Raw genomic sequence first — 12,662 nt, forward strand, 5'->3', positions numbered from 1 at the left:
CCTGCCGTACTCGGCGCCCAACGGCTCAGCGGCGGGGCGCCAGGGTGAGCACCTCGGCGCCGTCGTGCGTGATGGCGATGGTGTGCTCGCTGTGGGCCGTGCGGCAGCCGGTGGCGCTGCGCAGCGTCCAGCCGTCGGCGTCGGTGACCAGCTCGTCGGTGTCCGCCATCACCCACGGCTCCAGGGCCAGCAGGAGGCCCGGCCGCAGGCGGTAGCCCCGGCCGGGGCGTCCGTTGTTCGCGACATGGGGGTCCTGGTGCATCGTCGAGCCGATGCCGTGCCCGCCGAACTGGGTGTTGACGGGGTACCCGGACTCGGTGAGGACCGTCCCGATGGTGTGCGAGATGTCGCCGATGCGGGTGCCCGGGCCGGCGACGGAGATCGCCTCGGCGAGTGCGCGCTCGGTGACGCCGATCAGCGCGGCGTTCTCCGGGAGCCGGTCCTCTCCGACGACGAAGCTGATGGCCGAGTCGGCCGCGACGCCGTTCAGCGACACCGCGAGGTCGAGGGTGAGCAGGTCGCCGTCAGCCAGCGCGTGGTCGTACGGCCGGCCGTGCAGCACGGCGTCGTTGACGGACGTGCAGATGTAGTGGCCGAACGGTCCGCGCCCGAACGACGGCTCGTAGTCGACGTAGCAGGACTGAGCGCCGGCCTCGTCGATCAGGCCGTGCGCCCATGCGTCGATCTCCAGCAGGTTCGTCCCCACGGTGGCGCGTTCCCGGATCGTCTGCAGGATGTCGCCGACGAGCGCGCCGGTGTCGCGGGCGCGCGCCAGCCGGTCGGCGTTCAGGATCTCGATCACGCGCGCTTGTCGGGGGCATAGGCCATGGGCGCCGCCAGCAGGGCTCGGCGCAGCCGGATGTCCTGGAGGATCTCGCGGGGGATCGGCCACCCCAGGCTCTCGAGGTCCTCGGCGTAGGCCTCCAGGGCACCGAGCGTGAGCCCGCGACGGTAGGTGAGCTCGAGCGAGCTGACGCCGGCGCGCACCCGCACGTCCTGCTCGTCCTCGCGCGCGGTGACGACGGCGGCGAGCCGGTCGGGCAGGCCGAGACGGCAGCTGAGGTCCCGCGGCGAGATCGGTCCGGAGCGCGTCATCGGGCAGCCTCTCCGCCGTCGGAGGTGAGCATCCGGATGGCGGCTCACGTACGGCGACTGAGGCCAAGGTACGCCGGTCGTGGGTATGTGCGCTTTCGTCTCCCTGAGACCCCGTGTGTCAGACTTGCTGCGTCGGCTCGGTCCGTTCTGTGGCGAGCCCGATGATTCAGTGTCCTTGGCTGTCGGCTGTGGCATCGATTCCCACCGCGCAGGACACCATTCACCGGCTGGAGCATTCCATGGGCGACCTGCCCCGTCTCCTTTCGGCACCTCGTCGGACCCGCACGGTGCGGGACCCCGACGCACGCTCTTGAAAGGAGCACACCATGGTTGAAGGAACCGTCAAGTGGTTCAACGCTGAGAAGGGCTTCGGCTTCATCGCGCAGACCGACGGTCCGGACGTCTTCGTCCACTACTCGGAGATCGCGGGCCAGGGGTTCAAGAACCTCGAGGAGAACCAGAAGGTCGAGTTCGACGTCGCCCAGGGCCCCAAGGGTCCCCAGGCGATCGGCGTCCGCGCCGTCTGATCCCGGATCCAGGAAGGTCCGCCGAGCACGGCTCGGCGGACCTTTCGCATGTGTAGCAGGATCCCCAGGGTGAAGAAGTACGTGCTCTTCGACCACGACGGCGTGCTGGTGGACACCGAGCGCTGGTACTTCGCGGCCGGAGCGCGCGCCCTGGCGGAGGTGGGGGTGACCCTGGACCAGGACCAGTACCTCCGCGACATGAGCCGGGGACTGGGCACGTGGGCGGCGGCCAGGGCCGCGGGCGTCGACGAGCAGACCATCAGCCGTCAGCGCGAGCGGCGCAACGCGTACTACCAGGAGCACCTGCGGACCGAGGCCATCGAGATCGACGGCGTCGTCGAGGCGCTCGCCGAGCTGGCGGCGTACGTCCGGATGGCCGTCGTCACGACGGCGCGACGCGTGGACTTCGACCTCATCCACCGGGACCGCCCCATCAGGCAGTTCATGGACTTCGTCCTGGCCCGCGAGGACTACGTGCAGGCGAAGCCGCACCCGGAGCCCTACCTGACCGGCCTGATGCGCTTCGGAGGCACCCGCGAGGAGACCCTGGTGGTCGAGGACTCGTCGCGAGGGCTGGGCTCGGCGGTGGCCGCCGGCATCGAGTGCGCCGTCGTCCACCACGACTTCACGCAGACCCAGGACTTCTCAGGGGCTGCCCATCGCATCGGCTCCCTGGCCGAGCTGAAGGACATCGTGCTCAGCTGAGACCGGACGGCACCCAGCCGCGGGTGCCGACCAGCGTCGCGGGGTTCTTGCCGGGCGGGTTGAGCGAGTACGCCCGCAGCTCCGACCAGTCGAAGAGCGACCTGACCGCCTCGAGCGAAGCCGGCTCGACGCGCTCGAAGGCCTGCACGGCCACCAGGAGCGGTCGGCCCGCCAGGCCGGCTTCGAGGTGGTCGACGATCTCGCCCACGGGGGGAGTGGTGCGGCCCAGGTCCAGGCCGGTCGCCGGGTCGAAGGCGTGTCCCCAGGGCGGCCCCACGAAGAGGACCACCACGCCGTCGGTAGGCACGTCGAGGTCGTCGAGCGCGTCGGCGTAGCTGCCGTTGCGGACGTCGATCGGGCGTCCGACCAGGTCGAGGTTGTGCCGCGTGTGCCGCCAGATGACCGGGTCGAGCTCGACGCCGACGGCGAGCGCGTCGGGGAGGGCGCGGTGCATCCAGTACAGCGTGTTCGCCGAGCCCGCGAAGGGGTCGAGGACCAGCGTCGTAGGCTCGGGCGCCGTGCCGGCCACCTCGGCGACGTCGGCGGCGATGAGCTCGGAGAGGCTGTCGCGCGTGCACTCGACGACCGTTCGGCCGAGCAGCCGGATCCCGCGCTGGTACCACTCGCCCGGGGTCATGCCGTACAGCGAGATCGCGTCCGGGTCGGCGAAGGTCGCGGCGCCGTAACGGTGCACCTGGTCCAGGTCCAGCACCGATTCCCGCAGCGGTCCGAAGAGCACGTGGTTCCGGTCGAAGACCGCCGGCTCGTCCCGGCTCCCGGAGTGCACGTCGACCATCCTGACGTACGCCGCCACGTTGTCGTGAAGCTTTGGGCAGACGGTGGCACGATGTCGTGATCGGGAGCGAGCTGGTGACTGTCTGGGAGAGGACTGGGGGTTCCTTCGATGACGTCCGATCTCCGTTCGATCCAGGGCCTGATCGAGGATGTCCGCGCCGTCATGGACTCGGACACGGCCACCCTCCTTGTGCTCGACGAGACCGGCACGGTGCTGGAGCCTGCGGCATCGTCCGGCCTGGGTCGTCGCTGGCGCGGCGCGACCCATGTCCGTGTCGGCACGGGATTCGCCGGGAAGGTCGCCGCGCAGCGGCACCCGGTGGTCCTGGACCAGGTCGACGAGCTGACCGTCGTCAACCCCATCCTCCGGGACTCCGGGATCCGGCGGCTCCTCGGCGTCCCCGTGTTCGGACCTGAGGGGCTCCTGGGGGTCCTGCACGTCGGGAGCATGGGGGCGCGCGTCTTCGATGCCGGCGACACGGCACGCCTGGAAGGGCTCGCGGCCGACATCGGGCAGCGGCTCGCGGAGCTGAGCAAGGACGACGCCCATCTCGCCGCCCTCACCCTGCAGCGCAGCCTGCTGCCCGCTGCTCCGCCGTCGATCGAGGGTCTCGACGTGGCCGTCCGCTACCTCCCGGCCGAGGGCGACCTCGGCGGCGACTGGTACGACATCTTCGTCCTGCCCAACGGCAAGGTCGGACTCGTCATGGGCGACGTCGAGGGTCACGGTCTGCACTCCGCCGTGGTCATGGGTCGTCTGCGGAGCGCGCTCCGCGCCTATGCGCTCGAGCACGACGACCCGGCCGAGGTGCTGAGCCGGCTGGACCGCAAGCTGTGCCACTTCGAGGGCGGGACGACCGCGACCGTCCTGTACGCCGTGGGTGCGCCGCCCTACGACACCATGCTCGTCTGCACCGCCGGCCACCCGGCGCCGTTGATGGCGCGCAGCGGACAGTCCGAGGCCCAGGAGGTAGCCGTACCGCCGGGACTCATCCTGGGCTTCAACCCGGAACAGGAACGCCAGAGCCACCAGCTCACCCTCGAGCCCGGAGCCGCCCTCGTCCTCTACACCGACGGCCTCGTGGAGCGGGTCGGCCGGCCCGGCACGAACCCGGACGGGTGGAGCGAGCGCCACTCCCTCGTGCGCCGTTCCTTCCGGAGCGACCAGGACGCCGAGACGATCTGCACCCACGTCATCGCCGCAGGACTGGGCGACGAGAGCGTCGAGGACGACGTCGCGGTGATCGCCCTGCGCCGGATCGGCTGAACGCGTCGGGGGTGCGCGGCCGCCCGGTGGGTACTGCCCACGAGGGACCGTCCCGAACGCGAGATCAGGAGCGAGCCGATGACCTCCTCGGACCAGAGCACGCTAGGCCTCGACCGCACCGAGGCGACCACGCCGGCCCCCGACGACCCGCGCAAGCCGGACGACCCGACGGACCTGCACCGACGGACCTGGACCTATGTGGTGCGGAAGGTGTGGCGGGAGTTCGGGGACGACCAGTGCACCGACCTCGCGGCCGCGCTCACCTACTACGCCGTGCTGGCCCTCTTCCCCGCGGCGATCGCCCTCAGTGCGGTGCTCGGCCTGGTGGGACAGTCACCGGAGAAGTCGGTGCAGACGGTCCTCGACGTCCTCTCACCGCTCGTCTCGCAGGACACGTTGGGCACCATCAGGCCGGCGCTCCTGGAGCTGGCCGGGTCCCAGACGGCTGGGCTCGCCCTCGTGCTGGGCCTCGTCGGTGCCCTGTGGTCCGCGTCGGGCTACGTCGGTGCGTTCGGGCGGGCCATGAACCGCATCTACGAGATCGGTGAGGGACGCCCCTTCTGGAAGCTGCGTCCGACCCAGCTCCTCGTGACGCTGCTCGCCATCCTGCTCGTGGCGGCGGTCCTGGTGATGCTGGTCGTCAGCGGCCCGCTCGCCCAGTCGATCGGCGACCAGATCGGGCTCGGCAACCAGGCCGTGCAGGTCTGGGACATCGCCAAGTGGCCGGTGATGGCGCTGGTGGTCGTCCTGATCGTCGCGATCCTCTACTACGCCACGCCGAACGTGCAGCAGCCCAGGTTCCGCTGGATCTCGGCCGGCGCGGCCGTGGCCATCCTGATCTGGCTCGCGGCCTCGGCGGGCTTCGCGTTCTACGTCGCCAACTTCGCGTCGTACAACAAGACCTACGGCTCGCTCGCCGGCGTGGTCGTGGGTCTGGTGTTCCTGTGGCTCACCAACGTGGCCCTGCTCCTGGGTGCCGAGATCGACTCGGAGATCGAGCGTGGGCGTCAGCTGCAGGCCGGCATCGCCGCGGAGTCCGAGCTCCAGCTCCCCGCACGCGACACGCGGAACATCGAGAAGGCCGCCCAGAAGCAGGCGGACGACGTCGCTCGGGGCCGGCGCCTCCGTCGGGGAGTCGGCCGGCGTCGCAGCGACCGCTAGCGGGTCACGCGGCGTTCGCGCTGTCGGCACCTTCGGGTTGGTCGACGAGGTGTCGCAGGCGAGCCAGGATGTGCCGGATGGTTCGCGACACGTGGGACTGGCTGATGCCGAGGTGGCGACCGATCTCGCTCTGGCTGCGCTCCTCGACGAACCACATGCGTAGGACGTCGTTCTCGGCCGACGTCAGCTGGGCCAGGGCCGGGGCCAGGACCGCACGCGCTTCGGCGGCGTCGAACGCGCGGCTCGTCGTGCTGTCGACGAGGCGGTCCACACCGCGGAGGTCGTCGACACCGGGCACGGGCGAGTCCAAGGAGGTGGGGGCGAAGCAGCCGCGCACCTGGACGGCCTCGCGCACGGCCTCGACGGTCACGCCGAGGCGTGCGGCGATCTCGATGTCGTCCGCCGTGCGCCCGCTGCGGGGGTCGATGCGGAGCTGCTCGCGCTCGACGCTCGGTTGCAGCTCCTGCACCGGTCGGGGCGGCCTCACCATCCACCCGTAGTCCCGGAAGTACCGCTTGATCTCCCCGGTGATGCACGGCACGACGTAGGACAAGAAGTGGTGCCCCCCGCGCGGGTCGTACTGGTGCGCCGCTCGCACCAGCGCGAGGCAGGCCGCCTGCTCGAGGTCCTCCAGTGCACAGCCGCGGCCGCGGTACCTGAACGCGATGCGATGCGCGACGGGGGTGTTGAGCACGACGATCTCGTTGATGAGTGCGGCGCGTGCGTCGTCGTCCAGCTCCTGGTCGCCTCCGTGGAGACGACGCATGAGGTCGTCGGTCAGCTCCTGACGACGTGCGCGGGTGGACACCCGCGTCGACGCGTCGTGGCCGGAGACGGAGGGGGCCGTGTGCATGAATCATCCTTGAAGTCGATGGGTGCGCCATCGAGGTCTCGGATGGTGCGACATCTGCGATGTCGTCGCAGGACGAGCCTACGGCGGTTTCCGAGGACGTCCTACGCCCGAGCGGGTGTGATGACATGGCCCCAGCAGGCGGGGTGCTCATCGGCCGCCGTCGCTCGGTGCAGCTGTCCAGGAGTCACCTCGACGTCGAGGACGGTCGTCCGTCGATCCCACCGAGCACGTCGTGGGCGACGTCCAGGAGGCGCCGCCGGGACGTCCGGGCCTGGGCCCGCATCAGCTGGAACGCGTGGTCCGGGGTGCTGCCCTGGAGCTGTGCCAGCGCACCCTTCGCCTGCTCGATCACCACGCGACTGTCGAGTGCTCCTTGCAGCTGGTCACTGAGCCTCTCGGCTCGGGAGATGCTGCGCTCCTGGATGATCGCGATCGTCGCGATGTCGGCCAGCGCCTGGACGATGCTGACGTCGTGCGGTTCGAACACGGTGTGGTGACGACTGAACAGGTTGAGAGCGCCGAGCCGCTGTGTCCGCAGGCGCAGCGGGAAGGCGTGGACGGAGCGCAGGCCCGCGGCCTCTGCCCCGGGCGCGAACACGGGCCAACGACCGCCCGCGCTGGACAGGTCGGCGTTGACCACAGGGGCGCCCGAGACGAAGCAGTCCAGGCACGGACCCTCGGAGTTCTGGAGCTGGAGGAGCTCGAGCATCTCGCCGGTGTGGTTGGAGGCGGCCATGAACCGCAGGACGTCCTGGTGGTCGGCGAGCAGGAGTCCGACCGCGTCGGCCCCGCTCACCTGCGCGGCTCGCTCGGTCAGGTTGTGCAAGAAGTCGACGAGGTCGAAGTCGTCCACGAGGGTGTCCGCGGCCTCGATGAAGAGGTCGGTCAAGCTCTGGATCGAGATCATCCGCGGGTCACCGGTGCTCGTCCCTGCCGACCATCGTGGACGGCCAGGCGACGTGGTCGTGCTGCACAGCCCAGACGACCGCCTGCATGCGCCGTGACACGCCTATCTTCCGATAGGCCGAACGGATGGAGGTCTTGACGGTGTTGACACTCAGGTAGCTGTGGTCGGCGATCTGGCGGTTGGTGAACCCGGCCGCGATCAGCGAGACGATCTGCCCCTCCCGCACCGTCAGGCTGTGGGCCCGCGACGCGCCGTTCGAGACGGTCCGGAGCCGCTGGGCCGGGTCCGGTGCGTCGAGGCTCACCCATCGTCCGGCGTGGATGCCCTCGAGCCCGTCCACCAGGACGTCGACGTCCAGTCCCTTGGAGAGCCAGCCACGCAGGGGCCAGCCGGCGGCCTTCAGCCGATCGGGCCCGGACAGCCCCGAGGCGGCCGCCCAGGTGTAGACGACGACCCCGTCGGCGGACATCGCGTCCAGGAGGTCGGCGACGTCGGTGATGTCGTTCAGGTGGAGGTGGGGGTCGACGAGCACCAGGTCGGCGTCCGCGAGACCATCGACCACCGACACGCGGTCGGCGTACGAGCGCAGCAGCCTCCGCAACCCGAACGTCGACAGCGGGTCGCCGTCGGCGAGTCCGACGGTCAGCCTGCCCTCTCGCCCACCACGCATCGTGCGCTCCTCCGTCGGCACCAGAGCGGCGAAGAATTGGTGCACGAGGTTGTCGCAAGCAGTCCCCGTGTCGCGATCTTCTCGCCGCGCCACCGGGGTCCGGGGTGACACCACGTCGTGTGGGTACTCCGAGAGTACTCGGCACCGGCGCGCGCGTCGCTCTCCCGGCAGGACGGGAAGCGTGGACCTAGGGTGGCGGGAACCGAACCGACGTACGTCCACGACAGGGGCCACGATGGGGAGCTCGCTGGACAGCATGCGCACCGAGCTCAACACGGCTGTCAGCGGCGCAGCGCCCGGCATCCCGGCCGCCACGGAGCTGTGCCTGGCCTGTGTCGGACTCCTCGGGGTGGACGGGGTCGCCGTGTCGATGGTGCACGAAGGTGCGTCCCGAGGGACGTTCGGCTCCAGCAACGCGGCCAGCCGGCGCCTCGACGAGTACCAGTTCACGTTCGGAGAAGGCCCGTGCCTGGACGCCGTCTCCACTCGCGACGCCGTGCTGGCTCCCGACCTGGACTCGTCCGAGGAGCACCGGTGGCCGGCCTTCACCGGGGCCGTCCTGGATGAGGGGATCCACGCCGTCTTCGCGTTGCCGATCATGGTGGTGTCCCTGTGCGTCGGGGCACTCGACCTCTTCCGCGCCGGACCAGGACCGCTCGCGGGAGAGCAGCTCGCGGGGGCGCTGATCGCCGCCGAGCTGGCGTCCGCACCGCTGCTCGACATCATGGCGACCGCCAAGGACGCGCAGGGCCTCGACGACGACCTGTTGTCGGAGGGGGAGGCCGGCTGGGGGAGCCTCGCCGAGCTGGACCGCATCGAGGTCTACCAGGCGACCGGGATGGTGATGGCGCAGCTGCAGGTGGACGCCACCGAGGCCCTCGTGCGGCTGCGTGCGCACGCCATCGCGACCGGCCAGACCGCGAGCCAGGTGTCATGGGCGATCGTGGAACGACGCCTGGTCCTGGAGCGGGACGATGATGGCAGCGGCAGGAGGACACCATGACCGGCACGGGCAGCGACCACACGAGCACTCGGGAGCGCGACATCATCCGGGCGTTCGTGGACCTCTCCAACGAGCTGGTGGACGAGTACGACGTCGTCGACATGCTCGTCCGGCTGACCACCAACTGCGCGGGCCTTCTCGACATCGAGTCGGCGGGCCTCCTCCTGGCCGACCCGCGCGGCGTCCTGCACCTGGTGGCGTCGTCCTCGGAGCGCGCCCACCACCTCGAGATCTTCCAGCTCCAGCGCGACGAGGGTCCGTGCCTGGACTGCTTCCACACCCGTGAGGCCGTCGTCGTCCCGGACCTGGCGGCGGAGGAGGAGCGCTGGCCGCAGTTCTCGCGGGCTGCCCGCAGCGTCGGCTTCCAGTCGGTGCATGCGCTGCCGATGCGTCTGCACGACGCCGTGCTCGGAACGCTGGGGCTGTTCGGTGACGACCCGGGCCGGCTGGAGGACGACGACCTGGCGCTCGCGCAGGCACTCGTGCACGTGGCGAGTGTGGCCATCGTGAACGAGAAGTCGGCCGCCGACAGGGCGACGGTCAACTCCCAGCTCCAGCTGGCCCTGACCAGCCGCGTCGTGGTGGAGCAGGCCAAGGGCGTGATCGCCCAGGTGGGCTCGCTCGCGATGGACGATGCTTTCGCGGTGCTGCGCCGATACGCGCGCGACGAGGGGCGCAAGCTCAGTGACGTCGCCGCGGACGTCGTCGCCCGCGAGCTGTCCGGTGACGTCGTCCTGGCCCACGCTCGGGCTGTGGCGCTCCTGCCCTGAGGCCGGCGGGACGGCGGGCGCCACCCCCAGGCGCTGACCGGCGTCGAGGCATCAGCGATGGGCCCCCCGGGTACCGTCGGATCAACATCGCTCCGTGACCCCGAGCGCTCCATCCGAGCACGCTCCGGAGGTCCGCGATGAGCGGCACGACGTCCAGCAGTCTCCCGCCGCGGACCAGGCCGGCCGCGGCGGGCGCCGGCTCCTACACCGAGCTGGCCGCCCGCATCCGTTCCAGCGGGCTGATGCGCCGCCGGTACGGCTGGTACTGGAGGCGGATCGGTCTCACCGTCCTCGCGTTCGTGGGGATCTGGGTCGGCGTCGTCCTGGTGGGGCACTCCTGGTGGCAGCTGGTCCTGGCCGCCGCCCTCGGGGTGGTGGTGACCCAGTTCGGGTTCCTGGGCCACGACGCCGCGCACCGCCAGATATTCGTGTCGGCGGCCTGGAACGACTGGACGGCCCGCCTGCTGTCGGGAGTCTTCGCCGGGCTCTGCCTGGGCTGGTGGAAGGGCAAGCACGCCCGCCACCACGCGGACCCCAACAAGGAAGGGCGCGATCCCGACATCGCCGCCGGCGCGCTGGCGTTCACCGCCGACGTGGCGGCGTCCCGGTCGCACGGCGGCGCGGGCTGGTTCGTGCGCCGGCAGGGCTGGCTGTTCTTCCCGCTGCTCACCCTGGAGGGGCTGAACCTCCACCAGGCCGGCCTGCGCCACGTGATCGCCGACAGGGGCGTGCCGCACCGACGGCTCGAGGTCGCGCTCGTCTCGACCCGCCTCGGCCTGTACGTCGCGGCGCTGCTGTGGCTGCTGCCGGTCGGCCACGCGGCTGCCTTCTTCGGGGTCCAGATGGCGGTGTTCGGCGTGTGCCTGGGCGGTTCCTTCGCGCCCAGCCACAAGGGCATGCCGATCGTGCCGAAGGACATGCACATCGACTTCCTGCGCCGGCAGGTGCTGATGTCGCGCAACGTCCGCGGGGGCACGGTCGTGGACGTGGCGATGGGGGGACTCAACTACCAGATCGAGCACCACCTCTTCCCGAGCATGCCCCGCCCCAACCTGAAGGACGCGCAGCCGATCGTGCGGGAACACTGTCGCCGCCAGGGCGTGGCCTACACCGAGGCCGGACTGTTCGAGTCCTACGGCATCGTCGTGCGCTACCTCAACGACGTCGGCCTCAACGCCCGCGGCCCGTTCGAGTGCCCGCTGGCGAGCAGCATGCGCTGACGATCCCGGTCCGGATGGCCCGTACGCCCTGGGGCCGTGGGGCTGCGGGGTCCGCCGCTGGGTACCCGGAGCCCATGTGGTTCCTGGGCCTGCTGATCGTGATCGCGCTGGTGATCTGCTCCCGGCCGCTGCCGATGCCGCCGCGTCACCGGGCCGAGAAGGCCGTCGCTCCACGCTCCGCCGAGTAGGCCGGAGCGGGACGTCGCCCCACGCACACCGCCCCCGCCCTGTGGGGGCGGGGGCGGCAGGTCGTGCAGTGTCTAGCGGGTGGTGCGGGTGTCGTCGTCGTAGAAGTCGCGGCTGCCGGACTTGGCCAGACCGCGGCTGACCAGATAGCCGACGGCCATCAGCGTCACGTAGAACCACGCGTCCTGGGCCCCGAACTCGTCGGAGACCTGGGCCGCGACGAGGACGGCGATGACGCCGGCCACGAGGACGATGAGCTCGGAGGTCTTCACCGAGGCCTTGGTCTCGGTGCTGATGCGCCGGTCGGCGACATGGGTCTTCTCGGCCGACTGGGTGGTGGAGTAGGTGGTGTTCGACATGGTGGAGCTCCTTGCTCTGGTGACCGGGGCCGTTGCCCGGCGGGAGGCGGCGCGTCGCGGTCGGCATCGGTGATGCCTCGTGCATTCGTCACCCGGTGGGCGGATGGCCCGACAGACGTGGGTGGTGCGTCGACTCGCTGGTTCCAGTGTGTCCGGGGGCAGGGGTATGTCACTACACCCTGGCGGGGGAGCGGACGAGCTCCGTCACCGTGACAGCCGACGCGCAACGGTGAGCCAGACGTCCGGGTCGACGACCATCCCCAAGTGGGTCGACCGGACCTCGACGTGGTCGACGTGGAGGGAGTGGCGGTCCAGGCAGCTGCGCCAGCTGACCACTCCGTCGCGGCGGCTGAGGACCACGGTGATCGGCACCTGCAGCGGATCGGTGCGGTCGCGACGCTCGGCGTACGACGCCAACCGGTCTCCCTCGTCACGTCGGACGAACCGCGCGCCCGCCGTGTGGGCCGTGCCGCCGACGACGGGCGTGCCGAAGGTGACCAGACGCCGGACCGCCTCGGGGTGGCGTCGTGCGACCTCGCGGGCCACGACGCCGCCCAGGCTCCAGCCCACCAGCGCTACCGGTCCTGCCGCATCCGCACGCTGGAGCACCAGTCGCTCGAGCCGGCGCACGTCGCCGCGCACGTCGCCGCGGTTGCGTCCGAACCCCCAGCCGCGTGCGTCGTGACCCAGGCTCGCGAGGTACCTCCGCAACGGCGTCATCAGTGACTCCGGCGCCGCGAAGCCCGGCACGTCGATCACCGGCGCGCCTTCCCACGGAGCTCGGGGCGCGGCCCGGAGGCGTCGTCGGGCCACCGCCAGCCGGTAGCCCTGGCCGGCGGCGGTGAGCTCGCCGAAGCCGAGACGGAGAGCAGGAGGCCCTGACGCGGCGGGATGGTCCTCGGGCGCGATCAGTCGGGTGCGGTCGCTCCAGCCGAGGAGGCCGGTCAGGTCGGCAGCGGTCACCGCTACGACGTACCCAGCACCACCGGGGGTCAACCCGCGATCCCGGTCACACCCGTTCCAACCCGCGACACCGGGTTCACCCGCACAGGTGGTTCTTGCGCTGGGCCGCAGAAACACCGGCCGAACCGGGGCTGCCGACCCGAGGGCGGGTACCCCGAGGACTCACCACACATGGAGGAAC

The 12,662-nt window shown here is 71.0% G+C and carries 15 protein-coding genes; 7 read left to right on the forward strand and 8 right to left on the reverse strand.

The genetic code is table 11. From position 1 onward, the window contains the following. Positions 1-25 precede the first annotated feature (25 nt). Together map and ISU07_RS21565 are read right to left on the reverse strand one after the other, a co-directional pair. Complete coding sequence (gene map / locus ISU07_RS21560) at positions 26-802, reverse strand: type I methionyl aminopeptidase (RefSeq protein ID WP_194708910.1); 777 nt, start codon at positions 800-802, stop codon at positions 26-28. After that, the gene (locus tag ISU07_RS21565) at positions 799-1,095 is read right to left on the reverse strand and encodes a hypothetical protein (protein WP_194708911.1); all 297 of its coding nucleotides are present in this window, start codon (positions 1,093-1,095) and stop codon (positions 799-801) included. Before ISU07_RS21565 ends, map begins: the two co-directional genes overlap by 4 nt. Positions 1,096-1,421: 326 nt before the next feature. Between ISU07_RS21565 and ISU07_RS21570 the strand changes: the two genes are divergently transcribed. Continuing rightward, positions 1,422-1,622, forward strand: a complete 201-nt coding sequence (locus ISU07_RS21570; protein ID WP_194708912.1) for a cold-shock protein — start codon at positions 1,422-1,424, stop codon at positions 1,620-1,622. Positions 1,623-1,691: 69 nt separating this feature from the next. Then, entirely contained in the window at positions 1,692-2,327 is a 636-nt protein-coding gene (locus ISU07_RS21575; RefSeq protein ID WP_194708913.1) for an HAD family hydrolase, read from the forward strand. Here ISU07_RS21575 and ISU07_RS21580 read toward each other — a convergent pair. Continuing rightward, complete coding sequence (locus tag ISU07_RS21580; RefSeq protein WP_194708914.1) at positions 2,320-3,114, reverse strand: TRM11 family methyltransferase; 795 nt, start codon at positions 3,112-3,114, stop codon at positions 2,320-2,322. The genes ISU07_RS21575 and ISU07_RS21580 overlap by 8 nt on opposite strands. A gap of 117 nt (positions 3,115-3,231) precedes the next feature. On the opposite strand from ISU07_RS21580, the gene ISU07_RS21585 reads away from it, so the two are divergent. Next, positions 3,232-4,389 (forward strand): PP2C family protein-serine/threonine phosphatase, encoded by a 1,158-nt coding sequence (locus ISU07_RS21585; RefSeq protein ID WP_194708915.1) that lies wholly within the window; start codon positions 3,232-3,234, stop codon positions 4,387-4,389. A gap of 78 nt (positions 4,390-4,467) precedes the next feature. Continuing rightward, the gene (locus tag ISU07_RS21590; RefSeq protein ID WP_194708916.1) at positions 4,468-5,550 is read left to right on the forward strand and encodes a YihY/virulence factor BrkB family protein; all 1,083 of its coding nucleotides are present in this window, start codon (positions 4,468-4,470) and stop codon (positions 5,548-5,550) included. Between the two features lie 4 nt (positions 5,551-5,554). Here ISU07_RS21590 and ISU07_RS21595 read toward each other — a convergent pair whose 3' ends face one another. The 3 genes from ISU07_RS21595 to ISU07_RS21605 form a co-directional block, all read right to left on the reverse strand. Continuing rightward, entirely contained in the window at positions 5,555-6,403 is an 849-nt protein-coding gene (locus tag ISU07_RS21595; RefSeq protein ID WP_194708917.1) for a sigma-70 family RNA polymerase sigma factor, read from the reverse strand. 184 nt (positions 6,404-6,587) lie between these two features. Beyond that, the gene (locus ISU07_RS21600; RefSeq protein WP_228522375.1) at positions 6,588-7,292 is read right to left on the reverse strand and encodes a GAF and ANTAR domain-containing protein; all 705 of its coding nucleotides are present in this window, start codon (positions 7,290-7,292) and stop codon (positions 6,588-6,590) included. 25 nt (positions 7,293-7,317) lie between these two features. Then, entirely contained in the window at positions 7,318-7,980 is a 663-nt protein-coding gene (locus ISU07_RS21605) for a response regulator transcription factor (RefSeq protein ID WP_228522376.1), read from the reverse strand. A gap of 235 nt (positions 7,981-8,215) precedes the next feature. Here ISU07_RS21605 and ISU07_RS21610 point away from each other — a divergent pair, with 235 nt between their 5' ends. From ISU07_RS21610 to ISU07_RS21620, 3 genes are all read left to right on the forward strand, one after another. Continuing rightward, entirely contained in the window at positions 8,216-8,983 is a 768-nt protein-coding gene (locus ISU07_RS21610; protein ID WP_228522377.1) for an ANTAR domain-containing protein, read from the forward strand. Further along, the gene (locus ISU07_RS21615; protein WP_194708919.1) at positions 8,980-9,753 is read left to right on the forward strand and encodes a GAF and ANTAR domain-containing protein; all 774 of its coding nucleotides are present in this window, start codon (positions 8,980-8,982) and stop codon (positions 9,751-9,753) included. The genes ISU07_RS21610 and ISU07_RS21615 overlap by 4 nt, the downstream gene beginning before the upstream one ends. A 137-nt stretch (positions 9,754-9,890) precedes the next feature. Next, positions 9,891-10,973, forward strand: a complete 1,083-nt coding sequence (locus ISU07_RS21620) for a fatty acid desaturase family protein (RefSeq protein WP_194708920.1) — start codon at positions 9,891-9,893, stop codon at positions 10,971-10,973. A gap of 260 nt (positions 10,974-11,233) precedes the next feature. Here the strand turns inward: ISU07_RS21620 and ISU07_RS21625 are convergent, their stop codons facing one another. Both ISU07_RS21625 and ISU07_RS21630 read right to left on the reverse strand, forming a co-directional pair. Next, positions 11,234-11,518: a hypothetical protein gene (locus tag ISU07_RS21625; protein WP_194708921.1), complete on the reverse strand. Its 285-nt coding sequence runs from the start codon at positions 11,516-11,518 to the stop codon at positions 11,234-11,236. Positions 11,519-11,722: 204 nt separating this feature from the next. Beyond that, entirely contained in the window at positions 11,723-12,481 is a 759-nt protein-coding gene (locus ISU07_RS21630; RefSeq protein ID WP_194708922.1) for an esterase/lipase family protein, read from the reverse strand. Positions 12,482-12,662: the final 181 nt, after the last annotated feature.

Origin of the sequence: Nocardioides islandensis (assembly GCF_015352455.1) — a bacterium.
GTDB classification, from domain to species: domain Bacteria; phylum Actinomycetota; class Actinomycetes; order Propionibacteriales; family Nocardioidaceae; genus Nocardioides; species Nocardioides islandensis.

Bases quoted from the DNA above. Each gene is read 5' to 3' on its own strand.
- ISU07_RS21595 (WP_194708917.1), bottom strand. From the start codon at position 6,403: ATGCACACGGCCCCCTCCGTCTCCGGCCACGACGCGTCGACGCGGGTG.
- ISU07_RS21590 (WP_194708916.1), top strand. From the start codon at position 4,468: ATGACCTCCTCGGACCAGAGCACGCTAGGCCTCGACCGCACCGAGGCG.
- ISU07_RS21620 (WP_194708920.1), top strand. From the start codon at position 9,891: ATGAGCGGCACGACGTCCAGCAGTCTCCCGCCGCGGACCAGGCCGGCC.
- ISU07_RS21565 (WP_194708911.1), bottom strand. From the start codon at position 1,095: ATGACGCGCTCCGGACCGATCTCGCCGCGGGACCTCAGCTGCCGTCTC.
- ISU07_RS21610 (WP_228522377.1), top strand. From the start codon at position 8,216: ATGGGGAGCTCGCTGGACAGCATGCGCACCGAGCTCAACACGGCTGTC.
- ISU07_RS21585 (WP_194708915.1), top strand. From the start codon at position 3,232: ATGACGTCCGATCTCCGTTCGATCCAGGGCCTGATCGAGGATGTCCGC.
- ISU07_RS21570 (WP_194708912.1), top strand. From the start codon at position 1,422: ATGGTTGAAGGAACCGTCAAGTGGTTCAACGCTGAGAAGGGCTTCGGC.
- ISU07_RS21605 (WP_228522376.1), bottom strand. From the start codon at position 7,980: ATGCGTGGTGGGCGAGAGGGCAGGCTGACCGTCGGACTCGCCGACGGC.
- ISU07_RS21625 (WP_194708921.1), bottom strand. From the start codon at position 11,518: ATGTCGAACACCACCTACTCCACCACCCAGTCGGCCGAGAAGACCCAT.
- ISU07_RS21615 (WP_194708919.1), top strand. From the start codon at position 8,980: ATGACCGGCACGGGCAGCGACCACACGAGCACTCGGGAGCGCGACATC.